At 45.3% G+C, this 24,428-nt stretch carries 24 protein-coding genes; 16 read left to right on the top strand and 8 right to left on the bottom strand.

Annotated features, from left to right (window positions below; genetic code table 11):
* The first annotated feature begins 27 nt into the window (after positions 1–27).
* Positions 28–750: an osmolarity response regulator transcription factor OmpR gene (gene ompR, locus ABD943_RS04815; RefSeq protein ID WP_345292044.1), complete on the top strand. Its 723-nt coding sequence runs from the start codon at positions 28–30 to the stop codon at positions 748–750.
* Positions 751–780: 30 nt separating this feature from the next.
* The gene (gene envZ / locus ABD943_RS04810) at positions 781–2,088 is read left to right on the top strand and encodes a two-component system sensor histidine kinase EnvZ (RefSeq protein WP_345292043.1); all 1,308 of its coding nucleotides are present in this window, start codon (positions 781–783) and stop codon (positions 2,086–2,088) included.
* A 1-nt stretch (position 2,089) separates the two neighbouring features.
* Here envZ and hslO read toward each other — a convergent pair whose 3' ends face one another.
* Together hslO and ABD943_RS04800 are read right to left on the bottom strand one after the other, a co-directional pair.
* Entirely contained in the window at positions 2,090–2,974 is an 885-nt protein-coding gene (gene hslO, locus ABD943_RS04805) for an Hsp33 family molecular chaperone HslO (RefSeq protein WP_345292042.1), read from the bottom strand.
* Positions 2,975–3,018: 44 nt separating this feature from the next.
* Positions 3,019–3,399, bottom strand: coding sequence for an RNA-binding S4 domain-containing protein (locus ABD943_RS04800; protein ID WP_345292041.1), 381 nt, complete (start codon positions 3,397–3,399; stop codon positions 3,019–3,021).
* Positions 3,400–3,558: 159 nt separating this feature from the next.
* On the opposite strand from ABD943_RS04800, the gene gspC reads away from it, so the two are divergent.
* Genes gspC through nudE form a run of 14 tightly spaced genes read left to right on the top strand, consistent with a single transcriptional unit; the run spans position 3,559 to position 16,465 of the window.
* Entirely contained in the window at positions 3,559–4,527 is a 969-nt protein-coding gene (gspC, locus tag ABD943_RS04795) for a type II secretion system protein GspC (RefSeq protein ID WP_345292040.1), read from the top strand.
* Positions 4,508–6,673, top strand: a complete 2,166-nt coding sequence (gene gspD / locus ABD943_RS04790) for a type II secretion system secretin GspD (protein ID WP_345292039.1) — start codon at positions 4,508–4,510, stop codon at positions 6,671–6,673. The genes gspC and gspD overlap by 20 nt, the downstream gene beginning before the upstream one ends.
* A complete protein-coding gene (gene gspE / locus ABD943_RS04785; RefSeq protein ID WP_345292038.1) occupies positions 6,673–8,205 on the top strand; it encodes a type II secretion system ATPase GspE in 1,533 nt (510 codons plus the stop codon). Before gspD ends, gspE begins: the two co-directional genes overlap by 1 nt.
* Positions 8,206–9,426 carry a type II secretion system inner membrane protein GspF gene (gene gspF, locus ABD943_RS04780; protein ID WP_345292037.1) on the top strand — a complete coding sequence of 407 codons (1,221 nt, stop codon included), beginning with the start codon at positions 8,206–8,208 and terminating at the stop codon, positions 9,424–9,426.
* Positions 9,427–9,445: 19 nt separating this feature from the next.
* Complete coding sequence (gene gspG, locus ABD943_RS04775) at positions 9,446–9,931, top strand: type II secretion system major pseudopilin GspG (protein ID WP_345292036.1); 486 nt, start codon at positions 9,446–9,448, stop codon at positions 9,929–9,931.
* Complete coding sequence (gene gspH, locus ABD943_RS04770) at positions 9,900–10,574, top strand: type II secretion system minor pseudopilin GspH (protein WP_345292035.1); 675 nt, start codon at positions 9,900–9,902, stop codon at positions 10,572–10,574. The genes gspG and gspH overlap by 32 nt, the downstream gene beginning before the upstream one ends.
* A complete protein-coding gene (gene gspI, locus ABD943_RS04765; protein WP_345292034.1) occupies positions 10,567–10,965 on the top strand; it encodes a type II secretion system minor pseudopilin GspI in 399 nt (132 codons plus the stop codon). The genes gspH and gspI overlap by 8 nt, the downstream gene beginning before the upstream one ends.
* On the top strand, positions 10,962–11,705 hold the full coding sequence (gspJ, locus tag ABD943_RS04760; RefSeq protein WP_345292033.1) for a type II secretion system minor pseudopilin GspJ: 744 nt from the start codon (positions 10,962–10,964) through the stop codon (positions 11,703–11,705). The genes gspI and gspJ overlap by 4 nt, the downstream gene beginning before the upstream one ends.
* A complete protein-coding gene (gspK, locus tag ABD943_RS04755) occupies positions 11,702–12,763 on the top strand; it encodes a type II secretion system minor pseudopilin GspK (protein WP_345292032.1) in 1,062 nt (353 codons plus the stop codon). The genes gspJ and gspK overlap by 4 nt, the downstream gene beginning before the upstream one ends.
* Before the next feature lie 3 nt (positions 12,764–12,766).
* Positions 12,767–13,990, top strand: a complete 1,224-nt coding sequence (gene gspL / locus ABD943_RS04750) for a type II secretion system protein GspL (protein WP_345292031.1) — start codon at positions 12,767–12,769, stop codon at positions 13,988–13,990.
* Entirely contained in the window at positions 13,987–14,469 is a 483-nt protein-coding gene (gspM, locus tag ABD943_RS04745) for a type II secretion system protein GspM (protein WP_345292030.1), read from the top strand. Before gspL ends, gspM begins: the two co-directional genes overlap by 4 nt.
* Before the next feature lie 18 nt (positions 14,470–14,487).
* A complete protein-coding gene (gene gspN / locus ABD943_RS04740; RefSeq protein ID WP_345292029.1) occupies positions 14,488–15,240 on the top strand; it encodes a type II secretion system protein N in 753 nt (250 codons plus the stop codon).
* Positions 15,237–15,899, top strand: a complete 663-nt coding sequence (yrfG, locus tag ABD943_RS04735) for a GMP/IMP nucleotidase (RefSeq protein ID WP_345292028.1) — start codon at positions 15,237–15,239, stop codon at positions 15,897–15,899. Before gspN ends, yrfG begins: the two co-directional genes overlap by 4 nt.
* A 5-nt stretch (positions 15,900–15,904) precedes the next feature.
* A complete protein-coding gene (gene nudE, locus ABD943_RS04730) occupies positions 15,905–16,465 on the top strand; it encodes an ADP compounds hydrolase NudE (RefSeq protein ID WP_345292027.1) in 561 nt (186 codons plus the stop codon).
* 30 nt (positions 16,466–16,495) lie between these two features.
* On the opposite strand, the gene ABD943_RS04725 is transcribed toward nudE, so the two are convergent.
* The 6 genes from ABD943_RS04725 to gpmI form a co-directional block, all read right to left on the bottom strand.
* A complete protein-coding gene (locus tag ABD943_RS04725; RefSeq protein WP_345292026.1) occupies positions 16,496–17,002 on the bottom strand; it encodes a hypothetical protein in 507 nt (168 codons plus the stop codon).
* A 21-nt stretch (positions 17,003–17,023) separates the two neighbouring features.
* Positions 17,024–18,625: a carboxypeptidase-like regulatory domain-containing protein gene (locus ABD943_RS04720; protein WP_345292025.1), complete on the bottom strand. Its 1,602-nt coding sequence runs from the start codon at positions 18,623–18,625 to the stop codon at positions 17,024–17,026.
* Positions 18,626–18,645: 20 nt separating this feature from the next.
* Complete coding sequence (locus ABD943_RS04715) at positions 18,646–20,214, bottom strand: hypothetical protein (protein WP_345292024.1); 1,569 nt, start codon at positions 20,212–20,214, stop codon at positions 18,646–18,648.
* 84 nt (positions 20,215–20,298) lie between these two features.
* Entirely contained in the window at positions 20,299–21,579 is a 1,281-nt protein-coding gene (locus tag ABD943_RS04710; RefSeq protein ID WP_345292023.1) for a S41 family peptidase, read from the bottom strand.
* 47 nt (positions 21,580–21,626) lie between these two features.
* A complete protein-coding gene (locus ABD943_RS04705; RefSeq protein ID WP_345292022.1) occupies positions 21,627–22,778 on the bottom strand; it encodes a murein hydrolase activator EnvC family protein in 1,152 nt (383 codons plus the stop codon).
* 16 nt (positions 22,779–22,794) lie between these two features.
* Complete coding sequence (gpmI, locus tag ABD943_RS04700; protein ID WP_345292021.1) at positions 22,795–24,327, bottom strand: 2,3-bisphosphoglycerate-independent phosphoglycerate mutase; 1,533 nt, start codon at positions 24,325–24,327, stop codon at positions 22,795–22,797.
* Positions 24,328–24,428: the final 101 nt, after the last annotated feature.

The raw sequence follows: 24,428 nt of genomic DNA, 5'->3' as shown, positions 1-24,428 counted from the left end.
TATTGGTTGGGAAGGGCAGGAAAGACCATGACTGAAGAAACACCAAAAGTATTAGTGGTTGATGATGATGTGCGTTTAAGAAGTTTGCTTGAGCGTTACTTAAAGGAACAGGACTTTATCGTGCGTACGGTAGAGAATGCTGAGCAGATGGATCGCTTTCTTGAGCGTGAGAACTACCATCTGATGGTATTGGATTTAATGTTACCAGGCGAAGACGGGCTGTCGATTTGTCGCCGCCTTCGTTCTGACAACAACCCCATACCGATTATTATGCTAACGGCGAAAGGCGATGAAGTGGATCGAATCGTTGGTCTTGAAGTGGGCGCGGATGATTATTTGGCCAAGCCTTTTAATCCAAGAGAATTGCTGGCTCGTATTCGAGCAGTACTGCGTCGTCAGGCTAAACACATTCCGGGTGCACCGAGTAACTCTGAGTCAGTGATTAGTTTCGGTCGCTTCACTTTAAATCTAGCCACTCGCGAAATGACGGACGATGGTAAGCAGATATCCCTGACCAGCGGTGAGTTTGCGGTACTTAAATCTTTGGTCGAGCATGCGCGTCAGCCACTGTCGCGAGACAAGTTGATGAACCTTGCAAGAGGCCGTGATTATTCAGCGCTTGAGCGCAGTATTGACGTTCAAGTATCACGCTTACGTCGATTGATTGAAGCTGATCCCGCGCATCCTCGTTATATCCAAACGGTCTGGGGTGTGGGCTATGTCTTCGTGCCAGACGGTGGCGAAGCATAAGTACTGATGCGTCGATAATTCTCTGAGTTCATGCGAATCTTACCGAAAAGTGCCTTTGGACGAATTGCCTTACTGGTTGGCGTTTTATTGCTGATCAACCAGTGGGTATCTTATTTGTCGATTTCTTGGTACGTGGCTCAACCTTCGATGAAACAGCTGGTGCAGTTGTTGGCGTCGGATGTGAAAACCGCGATGGCGATGCAGGACTTAGAGATCGAAGGAAAAATCTCGAATGAGGTTCGCCTTGAGATCATGGACGACCAACGGATACAAATGGTCTCGACCCGCCTGGGTGATCCGAAGCAGCTGCGTGAAGCCCAACTGTACACGGTGCTAACGTCACAGTTAGCTGAGAGTCTTGGGGTTCCTGAAGACAGCACCGAGATGCGTGTTGAAGAATCTGATCAAATCTATTATTGGATTAAGTCGCCGAAACATAACAATGTTTGGTTTCGAATTGCGATGGAGCCCTTTGAAGGCTTCTATATCCATCCTCCGATTGTGTATTTTACCGCGATATTATTGCTGAGTTTGCTCGGTGGTTGGATTTTCACCAAGCAGATCAGTCGTCCGCTGAGGCGATTAGAGTTTGCAGCGCGCGAAATCGGTCGCGGTGATAACCCCGGACAGCTTAAAGAAGAAGGGCTTGAGGAAATGGTGACGGTGACGCGTGCCTTTAACCAAATGGCTCGAAATGTGCAGCAGCTTGAAGAAGATCGAACCTTGTTGCTCGCTGGTGTATCGCACGATTTACGCACGCCGCTAACGCGAATTCGATTATCGACCGAGTTTATGGGCGATGATGAAGCCGAAGTTCGGGAAGGGATTATTCGTGATACGGAAGATATGGATCAGATCATCGATCAGTTTATTTCGTTTGTCAGGGATGGCCGAGATGAGCGTGACCAAATCGGCGACTTAAATACGCTGGTTGAAGACTGCGTTAAATCGGTACGGATTCAGACACAAGACATTAGCTATGAACTTGGCGACGTGCCTCCATTGGCATTTAAGCCTATGGCGATGAAGCGACTGATCACCAACCTGATTATGAATGGCTTAAAGTATGCTGGTGCGCCGCTCGAAGTGAAAACGCAGGTAGTCAATAACAAGGTTAGAGTGTCTGTGTTTGACCAAGGGCCTGGCATTGATGAGAAAGAAATGGAGCGTTTATTCCAACCTTTCTCTAGGGGAAATAGCGCTCGTAGTGGCGGTGGTTCTGGTCTTGGTTTGGCCATCGTTCAAAGGATCGCAAAGTTACACCGTGGCCATGTGACTTTATTGAATCGAGCAGAAGGCGGACTTGAAGCCCGCCTCGAATTTCCTATTAGAAGCTAGGCTAGTTAATACTATCGCTAGGACTGACATTGCTTAGAAAGGTCATGATGTCCTGCTCCGTGAATACTTCTTTATTGCTACAGAAATCACAGACCAACTCAATCTGTCCACCGCTGTCTTGAACCATCTCTACCAGTTCCTCGGGATTAATGGTTGCGAGAGCCTTTTCGTTACGCTCTCTTGAGCAACCACACTGAAATTCGATCGGTTTTTCTGGGTAAGTGGTAACATCATCTTGGTGGAACAGTCGGTACAGCAGATCCTGGTGGTTTAGTTCTAGCGCTTCTTCAGCGGTTAAAGTTTGTGCCAGCGTCTTAACGTGATCAAAAGCTTCAGCTTTCTCTTCCGCCGTAGTGGTGTCTTGAGAGTTCCCCGGTAAAGCCTGTAGAAATAACCCAAACACCTTGTCGTCGCTAGCAAATAGCTGAATATAGGTCGGTAGTTGCTCTGAGCGAATGAAGTAATCTTCGAGGCAGCTAGCCAGTTCGGCATTTTCTAGAGGGACCACGCCCTGATAACGCTTTCCTTGATTTGGCTCAATAGTAATTGCCATTTGGCCACCCTGAGTCCACTCTTGAAAGTTAAGTACGTCGCTAGTTTTGGTGTCATCAAGTCGAGCCAAACCACGGATATAACCTTGGTGAGTGCATTCGGTGAGTAACAGTTTGACCGCACTGGTGCTTTGCAGCTGTAAAGCGACTTTGCCTTCAATCTTGATAATGTCAGCCATCAGCGCTGTGGCCGCTAAAGACTGACCCAATAATTGACGCTGGGCTGAGGCATACTGATGTTGGTTGGCGATGGTCTTGAAACTGTGATCAAGACTGATAATTTCCCCACGAATGGGTAAGTTGGCGAAAGTAAATCTCTGAATGGTATCTGACATGATGATTCCAAATATTCTAAGGTGGTGAGCTGCTGGTTAAATGGCTAAGACTGATCACGCTTAAAGCGATGAATTTTGCGGCGTTGGCGTTTGTCGGGTTTGCCTTCCGTTTTCGGCATGGACTGGCGCTGCACCGCTAAGGTTTCGCGTGCTTTGATACTGTCAGCGGTTTCTTCGTAAAGCGTTTGGGCAACTTTAGCTGGGCCGCGGTGCTCAGAAAGTTCGGTCACAATGACCGTTTTTTCTTGAAAGCCTTGGCGGATTTTAAGACTCATTCCGACGGTGATCGCGCGGCTAGCTTTACCCTTCACGCCATCACAGTGCACTTTGCCACCTTCGATGGCTTCTTTAGCGATGGAACGGGTTTTGAAAAAGCGGGCTGCCCATAACCACTTATCGAGCCTCACAGAATTGTCAACTATCATCTTGAACCTTACTTATCTTTACAGTATCTTGTCTTGCTTTTCCACGGTTTGAGTGGGAATATGCTTATTATAAGCTATCTCGAAGCAAGATGGCCAAATTAGTTTGGGGATTAATTCTGGGATATACGGAAATCCGTAGAAATAACATAAATGAATTCAATGATGAACAATTTTAATCAGTTCGTGCAACAGCGGGGTAGGTTAGTCGCACGAATTGTAGCCGGTATTTTGGCTGTCATTAGCCTCTATATCTTGGCTAAACTTGTATGGTTATGGGTTGAGTTTTTTCAACCTCCGCCTGAGCTTGCGCCTGTAAAAAACGCCGTGGTTCCTACTAAGCAACCTTCTATTAATATCGAAAGTATCGCTAGCCTGCATTTGTTTGGTGAGGCTAATGCTCCAGTCGAGGAGCAAGTCGAAGCAGAAGAAACCAAGCTTAACTTGAAGTTATTAGGGACTTACGTTTCTTCCGAAAAAGAGTTAAGTAGCGCGATTATTGAGTCTAATGGAAGCCAGGAGTCGGTGTATTTCATTGGAGATAAGCTCAAAGTAAGAGGTCAGGTAACGCTGCACAAAGTTGAAACCCTACAGGTCATCATCAAAAATGGTGGAAAGTATGAGACCTTGACCTTGGTTGAGCAGTTAAACCAGCAGGTCATGTCTTCCGCCAGTAAACCTGAGTCTAATCTTAAAGAGTCTCCAGAACGAACCATTGATAAGCGTCGAGATGCGCGTCTGAGCCGCGAATTGGCTGAGATGAAAGAACAAATTTATACCAATCCCCAAGCGTTAAAAGATATTGCTAATGTGCAGCCCGTGGTGGACGCCAGTGGTCAGGTGAGTGGCTTCAAGGTGTCTCCAGGTAAAGACCCAAGAATGTTCACTCGCCTTGGCTTACGTCGTAACGACGTGATTACCTCTGTCAATGGGCAACAATTAAGCAACGAGGGTATGATGGGTGTGATGAACGAGTTGAGTAATTCCGACTCAGTTGAAGTGACCATTGAACGAAATGGTCAACCTGTCACTCTGATCCTTGGGATTTCAGATACGAGCAACCAGCGCTCAAGACCAAATATAGAGCCGAACTTAGAGAAGAGAGATGGCAATGTTAGAGAAATTAAATAGTCAGGATAACTATCCAAGAAAACGTGCTCAATGGAAACAAGGGGCCATCATGGGCTTGTTCGCCTTGTCTCTTTTATTTTCATCGGCCATGGTTAAAGCGGAGCGCTTGAATGTGCGTGATGCGGATATCCGCGAAGTGGTTGAAACGGTCGCTCGCATCACGGGCAAGACAATGATCGTCGATCCTCGCGTAAAGGGACTTAAAGTCACGATTATTTCGAACAATGATTTTAACAAAGATGAAATCTATAACATTTTTGTTTCGGCAATTCAGGTTCACGGCTTTCAGGCGATTGAAAACAACGGTGTGATTAAAATCGTACAAGATCAAAAAGCACGTTATGAAGCTTCGCCGGTCAACGTGAAAAATCCTAAGCGATATGGCGATCAAGCCATTACCCAGGTCATCCCAGTACAAAATGTGGATGCGCAGCAAATCATGAACGTGTTGCGTCCTTTGGTATCACCGCAGTCAGGCCATCTGTTCGCGGTCCAAGGAACCAATACCCTAATCTTGCACGACTCGGCTTCTAACGTTGAGCGTATTACCAAAATTATCGAGCGTACCGACAAAGCCAACGACGAAGAAATTGAAGTTATTCCTCTAAAGCACGCTTCAGCGAGTGAGATTGTTCGTATTTTAGAAACGTTAAACCGTGGTGGTCAGCAGGAGCGAGTCAACCAAGTTCAACAACCGCGCTATGTGGCTGACGAAAGAACCAATAGTATTTTGTTGAGCGCTGGTAATCGTCAGCGAATTCGCTTGCGTGCCCTGATTCACAGCTTAGATCGTCAGCTAGACAGTACCGGCAACACCAAAACGGTGTTTCTAAAGTACGCTAAGGCTGAGCAGGTATCGGAAGTTTTACAAGGTATCGGTGAGATCAAGAAAAAAGAAGAGGCCGCTAATTCAGGCCGCGCTGGGGCGGCTACTTCTGGTGGTACCGCAGCGAAAAAAGCATTGTATTCGGTACAGTTTCATGAAGAAACCAACGCATTAGTCTTAACCGCTCCACCAGATATGATGCGTGAGTTTGACTCTGTGATCAGAAGTTTGGATATTCGCCGTAAGCAAGTGCATGTTGAAGCGATTATTGTTGAAATTTCGGATACCAAGGCGAAAGAGTTGGGTATTCAATGGTTATTCTCACCAAGCGGTTCGGGAACTCAGCCAGCAGGTATCATTAACTTTAACAACACAGGGACGACAATCGGTCAAGTTGCTGGTGGCGCGATTGCTGCTCGCGGTCAAGATGAAGAGGTCTTCACGCGAGACGAAGACGGACGTATCACCGGTACTGAGACAATTAATTCAGGTGGTGATAACGGTGCACAATTAGCCGAGGTACTGGGTGGTTTGCAAGGCGCTGGTTTGGGCATTGCACGCATGAGTCAGACTGGCTTAAGTTGGGCGGCGTTCATCAAGGCTCTGGAAGGCGTGACTGACTCCAATACGTTGGCTCGACCAAGTGTAACGACTTTGGATAATGTTGAAGCCATTTTTAAAGCGGGCCAAGAAATTCCAATTATCACTGGATCAACTTTGGGCGATAACAACTCTAACCCATTCCAGAACGTTGATCGTAAAGATGTTGGTGTGATGCTAAAACTGACTCCGCAGATTAACGAAGGCAATTATGTTCGTCTTGATATTGAACAAGAAGTCTCATCAATAGCGGGCTCGACAGCGGTTGATGTGGTCACCAATAAACGTGAAGTGAAAACTTCTGTGCTGGTGCCTGATGGCGGCTTGGTGGTACTGGGTGGCTTGATTGATGACGACATTCAGCAAAGTTCTCAGAAAGTTCCAATTTTAGGCGATATTCCGATTATTGGGCATGCTTTTAAGTCAGAACGAACACAAAAAATTAAGCGTAACTTGATGGTCTTTATTCATCCTCGTGTCCTTAAAGATGACAAAGACTTGCGTGACATCAGTAATGCTAAATACAGCTACATGCGCGCGGAGCAAATCGAGCAAGCGAATAAAGGTATTAGCTTAATGCCAAGTGCTGATGCTCCTGTGCTACCAACGTATGACGAAGCGCTGGTATTGCCACCGAGCTTTGAGCAGTACTTAGATAAAGAGAAGCTTCTTGACCAAAAGGGTGAAGAAGAGTCTGAGAACGAGAGTGAAGAAGACTAATGTCTGAGCATGTTGAAACAGGTATCGCACTAGACACTGAAGCGGAACAACCGCTTGAAGTGGGGCGCTTTCGTGCAATGCCTTTCAGCTTTGCAAAGCGCCACGGAGTGTTTCTTACCGAAACGGAAAGTGGCGTTACATGCTTTATGCGAGAAGGAGCTTCACCACAAGCGCTGCTTGAAGTTCGTCGTCATTATCCTCAGTCGTTCAATCTTGAGTGGTTGAATGAAGAAGCATTTGAAAAGCAACTGAGCGCTTACTATCAGTCAGGTACCACGGATGCTCGTCAGACGATGGAAGACCTGGGTGACGAAATGGATTTATTCCGTCTTGCAGACGAGTTGCCGGAGACGGAAGATCTGCTGGAAGCGGAAGATGATGCGCCAATTATTAAGTTAATCAACGCACTGCTAACTGAAGCAATCAAAGAAAACGCCTCCGATATCCATATTGAAACGTTTGAAAAGACATTGTCCGTACGATTCCGGGTAGACGGTGTCTTGCGTGAGGTGCTACAGCCAAGTCGCAAATTAGCGCCGTTGCTTGTTTCCCGTATTAAAGTTATGGGCAAACTCGATATTGCTGAAAAGCGTATCCCGCAAGATGGACGTATCGCATTAAGAATTGCAAACCGTGCGGTTGATGTTCGTGTGTCGACAATGCCATCGAGTCATGGTGAGCGAGTGGTGTTACGTCTATTAGATAAAGAAGCGGGAAGACTTGATTTTAAACATCTCGGTATGCAGCCAGATGTAATGGCTATGATGGATGATTTATTGCATAAACCGCATGGCATTATCTTAGTCACGGGGCCAACAGGTTCCGGTAAAACAACCACACTGTATGCGGGTTTATCGCTACTCAACAATACCACGCGTAATATTTTGACGGTCGAAGATCCGATTGAGTATTTGATTGATGGTATTGGTCAAACGCAGGTCAACCCAAAAGTGGATATGACGTTCGCCCGAGGATTGCGCGCGATATTACGTCAAGATCCTGACGTGGTCATGATTGGTGAGATCCGTGACTTAGAAACGGCACAAATTGCGGTACAAGCAAGTTTAACCGGTCACTTAGTGCTATCGACCCTGCACACTAATACAGCGATCGGTGCGGTCACGCGGATGCAAGATATGGGCGTCGAACCTTTCTTGTTGTCCTCCAGTATTCTTGGTGTCTTAGCACAGCGCTTAGTGCGTAAGCTTTGTAGTGAGTGTAAATCACCGGCAGTGGCGAATGAGAAAGAGTGTGAATTGATGGGCTTCGACCCGCAAGAGCCACCAACGATTTATCACCCTGTCGGTTGTGACAGTTGTAACCAGCAAGGTTTCAGAGGGCGCCAGGGTATCTACGAACTGGTTTTGATCGATGAACAAATGCGCACCATGATTCACAACAATAACAGTGAGCAAGAAATGGAGCGGCATGCACGTCAAGCGACACCGAGTATTCGTGCCGATGGTCGCCACCGCGTGCTTCAGGGAATCACCACTGTCGAAGAAGTCTTACGCGTAACTCGGGAGGACTAGATGGCAGCTTTCGAGTATGTTGCGCTTGACCTTAAAGGCAAGCAGAAGAAGGGTGTTTTAGAAGGTGATACTGCGCGCCAAATTCGCCAGCAACTGCGAGAAAAAGATTTAACACCTCTAGATGTTAATCACATCGGTGAGTCGAGTCGCAAAAAGAGTAAAGGGGGCAGTTTTTTTGGCCCTAAAATTAGTGTTTCAGAACTAGCACTCGTGACTCGCCAATTAGCAACCTTGGTTAAAGCAGCACTGCCGATTGAAGAAGCCTTAAAAGCGGTTGCTGAACAGACAGAAAAATCCAAAGTTAAAACCATTATGTTGGGTGTCCGTGCCAAGGTCATGGAAGGGCACACGCTTGCTGATGGTTTATCCGATTTTCCGAGCGTATTTAATGAGCTATATCGGTCTATGGTGGCTGCTGGTGAGCGCGCTGGACACTTGGATAAAGTTTTAAATCGCTTAGCGGATTACACCGAACGACGTCAAAAAATTAGTACTAAAGTGTCTGCCGCAATGGTTTACCCGATTGTATTGATTTTAGTCGCGGTTGGTGTGGTTTCAGGCCTGATGGTCTTTGCAGTACCGAAAGTGGTAGAGCAATTCCAGCATATGGGAGAAGAGTTACCCACGATTACCAAAATACTCATCGGCGTCAGTGACTTTACTATTTCATACGGTTTGTATGTGCTGATTGCTGCGGTACTCATGAGTTTCGGTATCAAAGCATGGTTGCGTAACGAAGAAAATCGTCTGAAGTGGCACTCTACGATTTTGAAGTTGCCAATTATCAGGCGTTTGTCACGCAACTTAAATACAGCACAGTTTGCCAGCACCTTAAACATCTTACATTCAAGCGGCGTTCCGCTGCTTGAGGCGATGAACATTGGTGGCAAGGTTCTGTCTAATCTAAAGATGAGAAGAGCGATTGGCGAAGCCGCGATCAAAGTTCGTGAAGGTGGAAGCTTGAAGAAAGCCTTGCAGCAAACGGGGCAGTTCCCGCCCATGATGATTCATATGATCGGCAGTGGTGAAGCCTCGGGTGAACTTGAACACATGTTAGCGCAGGTTTCTGAGAATCAAGAAAGCCTGTTCGAAAACAGTATTGATGTGGCGCTTAACATTATGGGCCCACTAATTATTTTAGCGTTAGGGGGAATGGTGATGTTTATTGTGTCGGCAATGATGTTACCTATTTTCGAAATGACTAACTCTATAACCAGTTAATCTTACGGAGACAGTTTTAATGAATGTTTTAAAAACACGCAAAATGGCGAAGAACGTTAAAGGTTTTACTTTAACGGAAATCTTAATTGCATTGGCGATTGTTGCCATCATGGGTACTTTCGTGACCTTAAGTTTGATGGGTAATGTTGATAAGGCCAATTTACAGAAGTTAAAAGGCGACTTAACCACGCTTAAAACAGCCCTGAACTCTTATAAAATTGATAACGGCTTTTATCCTTCGACAGAGCAAGGTTTGGAAGCTTTAATTCGTCGCCCAACCAGTGATCCAATCCCACAAAATTACCAAAGTTCGGGTTACTTAGGTTCTAGCTCGGTACCCAAAGACCCTTGGAAGCGCGATTATATTTACATCTACCCAGGTAGACAGGGTGATTTTGATCTCTATACCTTAGGTAATGATGGGCAAGAAGGTGGTGAAGGTGAGAACAAGGATATCGGTACTTGGAATTTACATGAAGCGAATTTCAACCCCGAAAACCAGTAGTTGCGTACCCATTAAATACTCTCTTCAAAAAGGCTTTACGCTTGTTGAGGTTCTGATTGCGTTGATGATTGCTGCCTTGATGATCTCGGTAGCAACCATCGCCCTGAACGACAACGAAGCTGCACAACTTAAGACCAAGGCACGCCAAGTGTATGGCCTGCTTCAAGTCGCCCAAGAAGAATCCATTATCAGAGGCATTGAGCTCGGCGTTAGGGTTCAATCTGACGGGTATTCTTTCATGGTGTATAACGGTGGCAAATGGCAACCGCTTGAAGACCATCGGTTATTGAAGTCCATTCAACTGGACGAGCCTATTCGTCTCGAAGTCAATCTCGAAGGAGAAGAAGCTTTGTTGGCTAATGAAGAAGCTGATGACGATGATGTTGGAGGTTCAAAGGGAGGAACTGCGGATAGTGGTGCAGAAGAGGAAAACAAGAAAAAAGCCAAAACGCCTCAAATATACATGCTTTCCAGCGGAGAAATGAATGAGTTTGTGCTGACCATCGGGTTGGATCGCGATGAACCAGTATTCTATCGAGTTCGGGGGAATTATGTTGGCGAGATTGAACTGTCCAATGCACTAGAAGGCCATTACAGCCATGATTGGGATAAAGATTTAGAAGAAGATGAGGATAATGAATAAAGCTTCGTCAAAACAGTCAGGGTTAAGTTTGTTAGAACTGCTCATTGCTTTAGCAGTGTTGGCCATTTTTATTACCCCGATGCTGTCCGGCTTATTCTCCTCAAGTATTATTGCGATGGGCAATTCGACGGAGAAAACGTTGGCAAACTTTGTCGCTCAAAACCATTTCGCAGAATTACAGATTGAAGATGATTGGCCTTCGGTAGGCACGCAACAGGGAACCGTTGAGTACGCTAACCGTGAATGGAAGTGGGAACGGCAAGTGGTTGCTACGGAGGTTGAGTCGATGCGCCGTATCACGCTTTCGATTGAGTATGGAGCGCAAGGCATTTTCACCATGACCGGTTTTATCGGTAAGAACTCCGGTGGTAAGGGTGGTGAACGTCGATGAAGTTTCGCGCAAGCACACTAAACACAAAGAAACTAAAGGGGTTTACGCTAACTGAAGTGTTAATCGCTTTGTTTATTTTTAGTGTGGTACTTGCGGGAGCGTTGCAAATTTTTAATTTTATACAAACCACAACGGAATCCAATAATAAACAAATCGAAAGGTTGCGTGAGGTTCAGCTGGCTTTTAGACAGCTAGAGAATGATATCCGTTATATGGTGCCTCGTGATCGTCGTAATGAATTTGGTGATAGAGCGCCATTGCTGAAGGCTGAATCGCAAAGCGCTAACAATTATATTGAATTTACCCGCAGCGGTTGGCGTAACCCCGCTAAAATCAAGCGCAGCACTTTACAGCATGTGAAGTATGAATTTATTGATGATCGGATCGAGCGACATTACTGGATGTTTGTCGATAGTGCCCGTGAGGGTCAAGAGTTGTCTCGGGACTTTTTAACCGGAGTTGAAGAGTTCAACATGGAGTTTTTAACTGACGGCACTTGGAAAAAAGATTGGCTGGTTGATGATGATCAGCGGCTGGCAATGCCTGAAGCCATTAAAGTCACCGTGGTTCTCAACGATTACGGCGAGCTTTACCGCTTGTTTCCAATGCCGAAGTTCACGGTCTCCGCGGGAGAAGATGAAACCCGTGGTCGCCCAGAGACTGGACGTGACGATACGGATGGTCGCGGAGGCGACACCCGTGGCGGACGTGGTAAGAGCGGCAGGGGGAATGACCAATGATGGGCTATAACAAAAGCCGTGGCGTCGCCTTGATCACTATTTTAATTATTTTTTCAGTGCTAAGCATACTCGCTGTACAGATTATCAATAGCCAGCAAATGCATGTGCAACGCACGGCAAATATCATTAACAGCTCCCGCGCTTATCAGTACATGTATGGCGCGGAGGTCTTTGCTGCGGAGCAACTTAAGGCCTACTTTAAAAACAGTAAAGCTGATCGAGTCCATCGTAACCAACCATGGTCCCAAGGCGCTATTTCCTTTGAGATTGAGCAAGGTTTAGGGCAACTAGAAGGGTCGCTAAGGGATATGCACAGTTGCTTCAACATCAATAGTATACTGATGGAGCCAGCTGCAATAGGGACTGGTGAAGATGGAGAGCAATTAGGAAGTGGCGGCAATCTTAATCAAGATCGCGGCGGCTCGAAAGAACCCAATGATGGCTCAGAAGGTACGGGAATGCCAGGCGTTGACTTGTTTGCTAAGCTGTTGGAGACCAAGATAGAAGAAAGTGAGGTATCGCCGCAAGCGTTGGCTGTGGCGACCAAGGATTTTATTGATGAAGATCAGGAGCCTACAGGTATCGATGGTGCAGAGGATTACAATTATACCGGCCTGCAAGTTCCATACCGTACGGCCGATACGTTGTTGGCGCATAGTAGCGAGCTGATGGTTATTAAAGGTTTTGATGCTGAAATATACGATGCAGTGAAAGAGTATGTATGCGTGTTACCAACCACCGATGGCACCATCAATGTCAACACGGTAAAACCTGAGCATGCAGAGTTAGTTTGGATGATGTTGGAAGATGTCGATCTTTCTCAGGTGCGACAAGCGTTACAAGAGTTGCCGGAAGATGGTTATGATGAGGCTGGGTTCTTTGAGGCTCTCGGAAGCGGAAAAGTTTCAGAGCAAGGTAAAGGACGTTTAGTTTATGATAGTAAGTATATGCTTCTAACGGCTAGGGCAAGAGTTAATACAGGCAGTGCCACTGTACATTCTTTAATGTTAAAAAATGATAATGAGTTTCATGTGGTCGCACGCCATATCGGAGAATAAATAATGAAAGAAAAGTTATTTATAAGGATTAATAGCGATGAGCGATCATTGCAGTGGGGGATATTGTCCGGTGATGAGGAGGGTCATAGCTCGTTTACCGACAGGGGTCGTTTATTAATTGAAGATATTGAAACGCTCGGGGAGCAAGTTTCGGAGCAAACAGTTGTGCTCATGCTGCCAGCGCATCGAGTGAAGTGTTTCAATGAAAAAACACCGACTAAAAATCGCAAGCAGTTAGAAAAGGCAATTCCATATCAACTGGAAGAGCAAATTCTTGATAATGTTGATAATCAACACTTCGCACTGGGATCGTTTGATGCGCAAGATCGCCTAGCGATTAATGTGGTGGATAAACAGTACTTAGCGGAAACACTAGAGCAATTTAAAGAGGTTGGTGTAGAGCCTGACTTTGTCATTTCTGAAGCAGCATGCCTTCCGTATTTTAACGATGCCTGGTCAACCTTGATTGAGGAGCAGGTTTTTGTTCGTCAAGAACCCAATGTTTTTTGGTCAGCGGATAAGTCGCTGGTTGAAGAGCTTCTTAAGCTTGAATTGCAGCGAGATGAGCTTAGTGTTAGCCAAGCTATTCGAATTTATGCGACCGAAAAGCAAGAGTTAAACTTAGATGCGGTACCGGGGCTGGCGACTCAGTATGAAGTGATTGAAGATACGTTTCAGTTCTTAGCGCACAATTTTGACGAAGCGGGACTAAACTTATTGCAACAAGAGTTTTCCTCGCAAAAGAAAGTTCAACGAAATTACGGCGTTTGGAAACTTCCAGCTATTGCCGCTTCGGTAGTATGTGTTTTGGGTATTGTTTATTTGGTGAGCCACATTATTCATTTGAACCAGCAGTATTCTAACCTAGAAGAAAGAACGCTTGCGGAAACCAAAAAAATATATCCAACACTGCCTTTGACTACTGCGAAAATTCAAATTAATAACAGTTACCGAAGCATCGGTGGTGATAGTGGCAGCGAGACGAGTTTTGCTTTACTTATGGATAAAGCAATCAAAGCCATGGATGCAAGGAGCATTAATTTTACCCAAATGGAGTATATCGCTAGTCGTGGCGAGCTGAGTATGGACGTGAGTGCGGAAAGTTATGACATTTTAACCCGCTCGCAGCGTAGTTTAGAAAGCTCAGGATTAAAAGCGAGTATGCGTAACGCGTCCGAAAATGGTGGTGTTTGGTCAGCAAGAATTACTGTGGGGTTAAACAAGTGAAAGTAATCAAAGATTGGTACTCAGGTTTAAATCAACGTGAACGAAGCATGGTTTCTGTGCTGAGTGTATTGATGATTTTGTTAATTATCTTTATTGCTGTAGTACTTCCTATCAAGCGATATGTTGCGGGTCTGGATGACAGTGTTCAACGTATGGAAAATGATTTGCCTAGTGTTGCTTCTAAAGTACAAGCCTTACAAGCACGCTCTGGTGGCGCTCAACAAGTAACGCAACAATCATTGAATCAGTTAGTCACTAACAGCAGTAAACGTTATGGGTTAAAGTTTTCTCGGATTGAAGAGCGTAAACGTGATGAAGAGATTCAAGTGCGTCTTGATGATGTTGAGTTCGACCAATTGCTACGTTGGGTGAGTCAATTAGAGCAGCAACAGGGTTTGATCGTGGATACGTTAAGGGTATCGGATACGGATACTACAGGGATGGTGGATGCTTCCGTTAAATTTTTAAAACCATCTTAAGTTAATTATTATCCTTCTATGAAAAAAATCATACTAGGGTCGGTTGCGGCCCTTATTGTCTTTGTTATTTTGCTTGTTGTCATGACACCAGCTCGTGTTGTGACGTCTTGGATCACTGATGCAGTCCCGGGTGTACAGATGGGACAAGTGACGGGCACCATTTGGAATCCAGCCATTGAGCAGGTGCAATATCGAAACTTAACACTGCGTAACATTGAGTTAGAAACCAGTTTAGCTCCACTAATGTGGGGAAACTTAACGACAGGTATTACAATCAATGATCCAAACGTTAAGCTAACCTCGCAAGCATCACTGTCGTCAGGACGTTACGAGCTGACGGATGCCAACATTGATATTGATACGGCTTATGTCATTGAGCTTATTAGAACACCCCTTGAGGGGCTGTCTGGTCAAGTGACAGGAATCGTGTCTAATGCGGTGTTTAATGATAACAAGATTACTCAGCTTAATGGGGAGGGCACGTGGAGTAACGCGGTCATCCAATACCCCAACAATAATCTTGAGTTAGGAGACTTACGCTTTAAGTTGAGTCAAATGAGCAACCAAGGCAACGGCGCTAGAGTCGATATCATTGATAATGACGGTGTACTTGATCTTAAAGGTTTTATCGAAGTCGGGCTTGATAAGCAGTTCAATATGCGGGTACATGCGACTAACGAGCTGCCTGAAAACTTGAAGCAATGGTTGACGCGCTGGGGCCGTCAACAAGACGACAGAATTTACCTTGAGTGGCAGGGGCGATTACCTTGAAACTGATTGATTGGGCAGAGGTTGATACCATCCTTCTCGATATGGATGGAACCCTGCTCGATCTTGCTTTTGATAACCATTTTTGGAAACAAGCCATTCCGACCATTTATGCTGAAGACAAAGGCATTAGTCTTGAGCAGTCTCAACAACACTTAGGTCAGTACTATGAAGCTTACAGTGGAACATTAGAGTGGTACTGTACGGATTTTTGGTCAGAAAAACTTGGTCTTGATATTATTAAACATAAAACTGACATGGCCCATAAAATTGCTTTGAGGCCAGGGACAGAAGCGTTTTTAACAGAAGCCAAAGCTAGCGCCAAAAAAGTTGTCTTAGTCACAAATGCGCATCCTGAAACTTTACGGGTTAAGTTAGAGACTACAGCAATAGATCAGTACTTTGATCAACTTTATACTTCTCATCAGTTTAATCAGCCGAAAGAGTCGCCGTTGTTTTGGTCACAATTAGAGGCTGAGCTAGAAGCATCTCTGTCACGTTGTCTTTTTATTGATGATACGGAAAGCATTTTAATACAAGCGCAACAGTCAGGCGTTAAATATTCTGTTATGGTTAAGCAACCGGATTTAAGTTTGCCGGAGCGAGAGGCGACTCACATGCTAAGTGTTAATCAATTAACCGAACTACTACCGATTAAATAACGTCTATGTCATCAAAACTCCCTAAAATTAAGAAACAAAAAGTTATTGCTCAAACTCGAATATTTGCTGTGGAGGAGCTTGAACTTGAATTCTCCAATGGTGTGTATCGAATCTATGAGCGGTTAAAAGCTGGTAAGCATGGCGCTGTTATGATTATTCCTTTGATTAATGACGAAACTATGTTGTTAATTAAAGAGTACGCAGCAGGAATGGAGCGTTATGAGTTGGCATTCCCCAAAGGTTTAATTGACTCTGGAGAGTCAGCAATCCATGCCGCCAACCGAGAGCTTCAGGAAGAAGCAGGGTTTGCTGCAAAGTCACTCACTGAACTCAAGAAAATTACGCTAGCGCCTGGTTACTTGAGTCATCAAATGAATTTAGTGGTAGCGGAAGACTTATACCCAAGCAAACTGGAAGGTGACGAACCAGAGCCTATCGAGATTGTGAAATGGCCACTAGCTGATATCGACAGGTTGCTGGAGGTAGAAGAGTTTAGTGAGGCTCGAAGTATCGCGGGTGTTTATTTATTGCAGCGATATTTACAACAAAAAAAAGCCGCTCAATAAGCGGCTTTTTGATACCTAGATGATGCTTATTTAACGCTCTTCAGCTGGCATCGAAATAATCTTCTCACCATCTTCATCAGTGGTTAAGGTGCCATTCTTTTCAAGATAGGCTTCGATCGGCTTATCGCCCGCAATGATACGAATGGCAAACGGCTTTTTATGGGACTGTTGAGCGTCTTCTGCGACGACAGTCACTAAATGGATGCCTTCTGTCATCGGTGTCACGCTGAACTTATGCTCTGTTTGGTTTCCAGATTTTTGCATGTTCAGTTGGCTGTTACCATGCAGCACAAGCTGCTTGCTAGTTTTAAGCATCGCAGATGAAGGCTTCTGTTTACCGCTAAAGTTGACGCTGATATCAACCGTTTCACCCACTGCAACACGTTCTTTTGAAACGCTGTAGTCCATTTCCACTTTCATGGACGGTTTGCCTGGGCTTTTATAGCTTTGCTCATGCTTGTTCTCTTGAGCAGTGGTTTGGTTATTGCATGCGATGAGTGGTATCGCAATCAATAAAGGTAATAATAGATTTTTCATTACGTTGTCCTCAATTCTAAATTAGTTCTGTATTAGCGATACGTCGAAGCAGGCTGCTTCGTCAAATGATTGAACGTCTGCGGTATAAGTTCCAGCCGCCAGATTGCCAGTGATATTTACGGTTGATGTAGATGCTGCATTATCACCATTGACGAACTCTCCTCTAAGGAAGATGAAGCCGTCTAAGTCCTGGCTTCCTGGAGGTGTTAAACGTAAGGTATAACTGCCGTCCGAAGGAATGTTGAGGCGTAAGAACTTACGATTACCGAGCTTGTTGCGGTTGTCGTTAGAGGCAAAGCCACCGAAGGTGCTGATGGTACATAGGTTTTGAGTATCACCAGGATTAAACTCATTATAGACAGGAATAACGTCTGGTTGACCTTCGTTATCTGTCTCGTTTGAGCCCCAAATATCAACGTTCGGATTGATATTTTGTGCAGTTAATAACGCGTTGAGTGCAACGGCATCTCCAGGGTTTTCATCTTTGATGTAAGTCATGAAGCTAAAGATACTGGTAAAGGCTTCAGTGTTTCTCTGTTGGCCTGTCAATACATTGTAGATCGGTTGTAACCCTAGGTTAGCGGAATCGTCACTGGTTCCATCGTAAATATCATAAAGAATCGACTGAACCGATCCCTCACTAAACCATCCTGGATTTGAAACATTGTTGTTTTCCACATTGATAAAGAAGCCTTGAGACTGATCGGGACCGAATGAGTCGCGGTAGAAAGGATCGTCGGTAATAATCCCTGACCATGCGTTACCAAACCCTTCGCCAAAGGCTACACGCATGTCGAGACGATCACCACCACCATGACGGCCACCAATACTGTCTGAGCGAGCATTATTGTCTTCAAAATAGTGCCCCCACTCGTGGATAATCACATGACCATCGTATTCATCAGTATCGCTATCTTGAGCACCAAGGAGGTAGATTTGATCTTGCGTATAAAAAGAAGTGCCAATTCGACCGTTAGCTATATCACCACTTTCAGCAATATTATTTGGACTCCAATTGATCACAAGAGGGTCTAACGTTAAGTTGGCATCAACATCCTGTAGCTTATCAATAATGACATAGACGCGATCCAATATATTGAATGGTGCTGCAGCGCGAGTCGAGGTGTAAGAGCTGCCTCCCCATCCTGAGTCAGCATTGAGATCTCGAGTTTCACTGGTTGAAGACACCGTAAATTGTGCCGAGTCTAAAACATACTGAGCGTTACTACTGGTGTTATCGACTACCTCGATGTCCCATGATTGAGTACCTGTTTGCTTCAACTCTGCGCGAACTCGCAATCGGTAAGTCACTCCAGTTTCACCATCGACTGAATAGTTACCTGTAGCATCACTCACATCGCTATCCACGACGGTAGTTCCTTCGAGCAGCTGAACAGTCACACCACGGATTGGCGCTTCTACAGTACCATTGTAATTCAAGCCATTTGTTGAAGTGTTGTGCGGTACTTTATCAAATGTTAGCGTACCTGAAATAGTGGCTGCTTCGCCACTAGGAGGCGGTGTAGGAGGAGGGGATGGTTCTTCGCTGCTGCCGCCGCCCCCACCACAACCATAAACCAATCCTGTGAATATGGTTATCATGAATATTTTTGAAAGTTTCATAGTTAACTCCGGTATGAGTATTAATTCATTTGGAAAGCCGCGTCAAAGCAGGTAGCTGCGACACTTGTTCCCTCAGCGTTGTAGCCAATGACGTCAGCAATGCTAACTCCCTGAGTTAAGTTTGCAGTAATCACTGCAGGCTCTATCCCAGGTTCTTCGTTTTTTGCGACCTCAGTTCCTTTCGACAGTATATACCCATCAATATCATTATCGCGTGAAGGCGTTAACGTCAGGGTATAGCTTCCGTCGGAAGGCACGTTAAGCTTGAGGAAGCGATGATTAGCGAGCTTATTGCCATCAGCGCCCTGTGAGGTGCTGGTACAGACTCGAATTACGTCTGCTGGATTAAGCTCCAGATAAATGGGTAGAGCTTCAGGCAGCGAACCATCATTTTGGGCATTGCTTCCCCAAATATCGACATCTGCTGTAATGTTTTGTGCCTCTAACAAATTATTGAAGTCATTCTCAAAACTTGGGTTCTCGTTCTTAAGAAATGTCATAAAAGTGAAAATACTGGTTAGAGCATCGGTTTCTTTTTGCGGGCCAGTAAGAATATCGACGATAGGTTCTAACCCTAAGTTGATAAAGTCTTGCCCGTCAGAGGCTTCATCATAAATATCATATAACAACGATTGCACTGAACCCTCACTGAACCAGCCTGGATTAATCACATCGTTATCTTCAATTTCAATTGAGAAGCCGGTCGCTTGATCTTGATCAAACGAATCTTGATAGGTCGGTTGGTCGGTAATCATCGCGGACCAAGCATTACCAAAGCCTTCACCAAACGCTACGCGAATATCAAGATGATCACCACCAGCATGCGGGCCCCCAATGCTGTCAGAACGAGCGATGCTATCTTCGAAAAAGTGCCCCCACTCATGAATAATGACATGTTGGTCGTATTCATCGGTATCTATGTCCTCTGCGCCTAATAAGAAGATTTGGCCGTTGGTATAGTAAGAGGTGCCAATTTCTCCAGTGGTTACATCGCCAAACTGTGGGATATTGTTAGGACTCCAATTAATCACTAACGCAGGAAGCTGAACATCGCCTATAGCATCAAGCTTTACAAAAATATCATTAACTTTATCTAGAATGTGGAAGGGGGCTGCAGCTCGAACAGAGGTATAACCTTGTCCCTCTTGCCAGCCGGAAGCTGCATGTAAATCAATCGACATCGACTCACGCTTGACCTCGAAAACATCCGTTTCTAGAGTATAAAGCGCCTTGTCATTGGTGTTATCAACGACGCGAACATTCCACTCGTTGCTATCGCTATCGCCTGTCTCATTAACTAGCTCAGCGCGGACACGAATTTTGACGAAGGTATCCATCTTCTTGATGAATTTGTATTGTCCTTGCGAATCGGTGATGTCAGTAGCGATAACACTGCCATCCTCGATCAGTTGGACTTCGACGCCTCGAACGGGCACATCGAATGATTTTGTGTATTCTAAACCGTGAGAGATACTACTGTGAGGAACCTTTTCGTAGGTGATTGTTCCTCGTATTTCCGCATTTGGAATGTCACAGCCTGATAAGAGAATGAGCACCGCGCAAGCGCTAAATAATCTCCATGGAAACATACACTACCCCGATCTTATTATGGTATTAAACTAGAGAGCTACTCAGTTTAATATAAGTTATCCCATTGATCGAGTTAGTGAATTTTATTTTGACGCGCTTTTGATGTGTTGGATTGCTGCCATCACTTGATTATCTCGACGATAGTCTTGATTTTCAGCAGGTTGCATCTGCTCGGAGTTTTTTGTATCAGTTTGTAGTTTTGGGTCTTGCTCAACGATTAAACGCTCAAACTCAAGCGTGATATCTGGTGTTATCCCAGAATTCTGTATAGACCTATCGCTAGGTGTGTAATAAAGCGAAGTAGTGAGTTTGATCGCATTGCCGCCGTGGATGGGAAGAATGGATTGCACCATGGCTTTACCAAACGACTGAGTTCCTATCACTGTTGCGCGCTTATGATCTTGTAATGCGCCAGCAACAATCTCCGAGGCAGACGCCGAACGGTGATTGATGAGTACGACCAATGGTTTTCCACGAAGAATATCCCCATACGTTGCGTTATGGATCTCGTCGTTATCTTCAACCCGTCCTTTTGTTTTGACGATGACACCTTGATTTAAAAAGAGGTCACTAACTTCAGTCGCGCCATCCAACAAGCCGCCAGGATTGTTGCGAAGATCGAGGATCAGTCCTGCAAGGGGCTTTTTATTCAGATACTCCATATTGCTAATGGCTTGGCTCAAATCATTAGCCGTTCTTAGTTGGAACTCAGTAATCCGAGCGAAACCAATGGAGCTTTCCAGTAACTCATAGTTGACGCTCGTGGTATGAATAATTTGACGAGTAATAAGCACCACTTTTTCATCGTCATTCGATGTTATGTAGGTTAAACGAACTTTACTGCCGGGAGAACCGCGCATCAGATCTGAACCTTCTTCAGCAGGCAGGCCTTGTGTCGGAACGTCGTTGATTTTGATGATTAAATCGCCTTTCGCGAGACCAGCTTTCTGTGCTGGAGAATCTTCAATAACGTTAACAATTCGAATACCTTCATCGATGTGATTGGCTTCGATGCCGATACCTGCGTAATCCCCTGTTGCACTTTCTTGCAAAGCAGCGAACTGCTCAGCCGTGAGGTAAGTAGAGTAAGGATCAAGGTTGCTCAACATGCCGCGAATGGCTGCGTCGAGAATTTCTTTGTCGGTTAACTCTTTGACGTAAGACTGTTTGATTTGGGCATAAGCGTCAGCAAGAGCTGCTAACTCATCAAGTGGCAAGGTTTCTACTTTTTCTGAAGTACCTGATTCTTTTTCTGCTTGGGTTTTTGCAGCAGCGCTATGATCGGCAACGGTCATAGGCTCGCTAGCAAAGGCTGCATTAAAACAGCAACTTATGATGCCTATAATAAGTAAGTTTTTGATCATAATTTGTATTCCTTCTATCCCCAAGCTTCTCGATAAAGAGCTAATAATTACCGGACCCATGCCATTGGATTTTGCGGTTTTCCTTTGTAGCGAATTTCAAAATAAAGTCCGGCTTCACCACTGCCACCACTGCCCCCAGAGGTTGCGACTGGCTCGCCTGCCTCAACCCATTCACCAGGAGACTTCATTAATGTTTGGTTTTGTCCGTAGAGTGAGAGGTAGCCTTTACCGTGGTCAACAATAACCAGCATACCGTAGCCTCGTAACCAATCGGAAAAGACAACCTGACCATGGTGAATGGCGTGAACCATATCGCCTTCTTTGGCCCCTATTAAAATGCCATTCCACTTTAAACGGTTTCCAAGTTTATTGCTACCGTATCGATAGAGCAGCTTGCCCTTTGCTGGCCACTGGAGTTTATTCTTATGTTTGGATAATCCCGTTAACGATTGCTTAGGCGCAAATTGACTCAATGTTTTTTCAATCGATTTAATGACTTTGGCCAATTCTTGTTCATCACGCTGGAGTTTAGAAAGGCGCGAGTTTTGATCCGCGTAACTGTTTTTGAGTTGTTGCAGAGCGACTTGCTGTTGCTTTTTCAGTGTAACTTGTTGTGCCTGTTGTTCAGTTTGCGTTTGCTCAAGATCGGACAATGACACTAATGTCGTTTGAATGTCTTGTTCTAGTGTTTCGAGGCGCTGCAATGTTTTCTGAAGTTTCTCGATATCGTCAATACGCGCTTGGTTTAAATAACGAAAATACTCAAGCATGCGAGAGACTTTTGTCGGATCTTCCTGGTTGAGCAGTAGCTTGACATATTCTTGGCGACCAGAGATGTAAGCGCTCTTGAGCTGGGCTGCGAGTTGTTTGCGCTGCTTTTCCCGTAACGCCACTTTTTCCACTTGCTCTGCTTTTAATTGCTGTAGTTTGTCACGCTCATTGTTAAGTTTGGCGCGAGTGTTTCGCAGAGCGGTTGTCGCCGCTGCAAGTTGTTTGTCGATAGTTCGTATTTTTTGCTGAGCTTCGCTTTGCTCTTTTAAATTGGCCTGCAATTCATCTTGAATGTCAGCGATTGCAGCTTTGAGGATTTTAAGCTCTTTTTCCGCTTGTGCTCTGTTAGTGTTAGCGGAATTTGCCGGAAAGGAGAGGGCCACCAAGCAGGAGAGTAAACATAATAGGACAAGTCTTGGTGGCGTCATTCAGTAATAACCTTGATTAAAGTTTAAAAATAGAGCGGCCAGTCATTTCAGCAGGAACTGGCAAGTCCATCAAGGTTAACATGGTTGGTGCGAGATCGGATAAAACGCCATCACTAACCGCAACTTCAGCTTTTCGACCAACGAAAAGTAACGGCACCGGTTCGCTGGTGTGCGCGGTGTGGGCTTGGCCGGTTGTTGCATCGGCCATTTTCTCAGCGTTACCATGATCAGCAGTAATTAATGCTTCGCCGCCAACCTTTTCTAGCGCTTCGATAATACGTCCGATGCATTCGTCTAAAGCCTCAATGGCTTTTACCGTCGCTTCAAAGTTACCGGTATGTCCGACCATATCCGGATTAGCGAAATTACAGATAATGGCATCGTATTCTTGGTTTTCGATAACTTTGACTAGATGATCCGTTACTAATTTGGCATTCATCTCTGGCTGCAAGTCGTAAGTCGCCACATCTGGAGAAGGAATGAGCTCGCGATCTTCGCCAGTAAAAGGCGTTTCAACACCACCATTGAAGAAAAAGGTCACGTGGGCATATTTTTCGGTTTCGGCAATTCGCAGCTGCTTCTTACCTAATTTCATTAAGTGCTCGCCAAGAACATTGTCCATGCTAATGGGCGGATAGGCGATAGAGGCATCAATATCGGTGGCGTATTGAGTGAGCATGACGAAATCAGCCAGCTTAGGGCGAGTTGCTCGATTGAAACCATCGAAGTCGTCATTGGCGAAAGCCTTACTGATTTGGCGAGCGCGATCAGCACGATAGTTCATGAAGATAATGCTATCGCCATCTTCTACTGGGGCAGCTTCGCCAATAACCGTTGCTTTAACAAATTCATCATTCTCATCGCGATCGTAGGCGGCTTTTAATGCAGTAACACCGTCAATAAACTGGTATTCGGCTTTGCCTTGAGTCAACATGTCATACGCCATCTCAACGCGCTCCCAGCGATTGTCACGATCCATCGCATAATAACGTCCGACCATGGTCGCTAAACGACCAACACCAGCTTCTTTGCAAGCGGTATCGAGTTTGATGATACTCGCTTCAGCGCTTCGTGGCGGCATGTCGCGGCCATCTAAGAAGGCGTGGACATATACCTTTTTAGCGCCACGTTCTTTACACAGCTTAATCGCTGCATGGATATGGTCTTCATGGCTGTGAACACCGCCTGGGGATAAAAGCCCCATCAAGTGCACGGCTTTATCCTTGCTGACCGCCTTATCAATAGCCTTTAACAGCGCCTGATTGTCGAAGAAGTCACCGGTTTCAATATCTTTGCTAATTCGAGTGTAATCCTGATAAACCACGCGGCCAGCGCCAAGGTTGAGGTGACCCACTTCCGAGTTGCCCATTTGACCGTCAGGTAAACCGACGTCGGTTCCTGAGCCAGAAATGAGGGTGTGGCTGTAGTGATCCCAGTACTTATCCCAGTTCGGGGTATTGGCTGCCATGATGGCATTGTCTTTTGGATCTTCGCTATATCCCCATCCATCAAGAATGATGAGGGCAACAGGTTTTGGACTATTACTCATGAAATTGGATAAAAATGACTAACTTATGACCTATTGTATCGTGCTAAGGGGGGCGAGACCAGAGCTAAGGACGGCTTAGGCTCTGCTTTAGAACGGGTTGT

This window comes from Kangiella marina, assembly GCF_039541235.1.
Lineage (GTDB): Bacteria > Pseudomonadota > Gammaproteobacteria > Enterobacterales > Kangiellaceae > Kangiella > Kangiella marina.
This window is presented reverse-complemented; position numbering and strand designations above follow the sequence as displayed.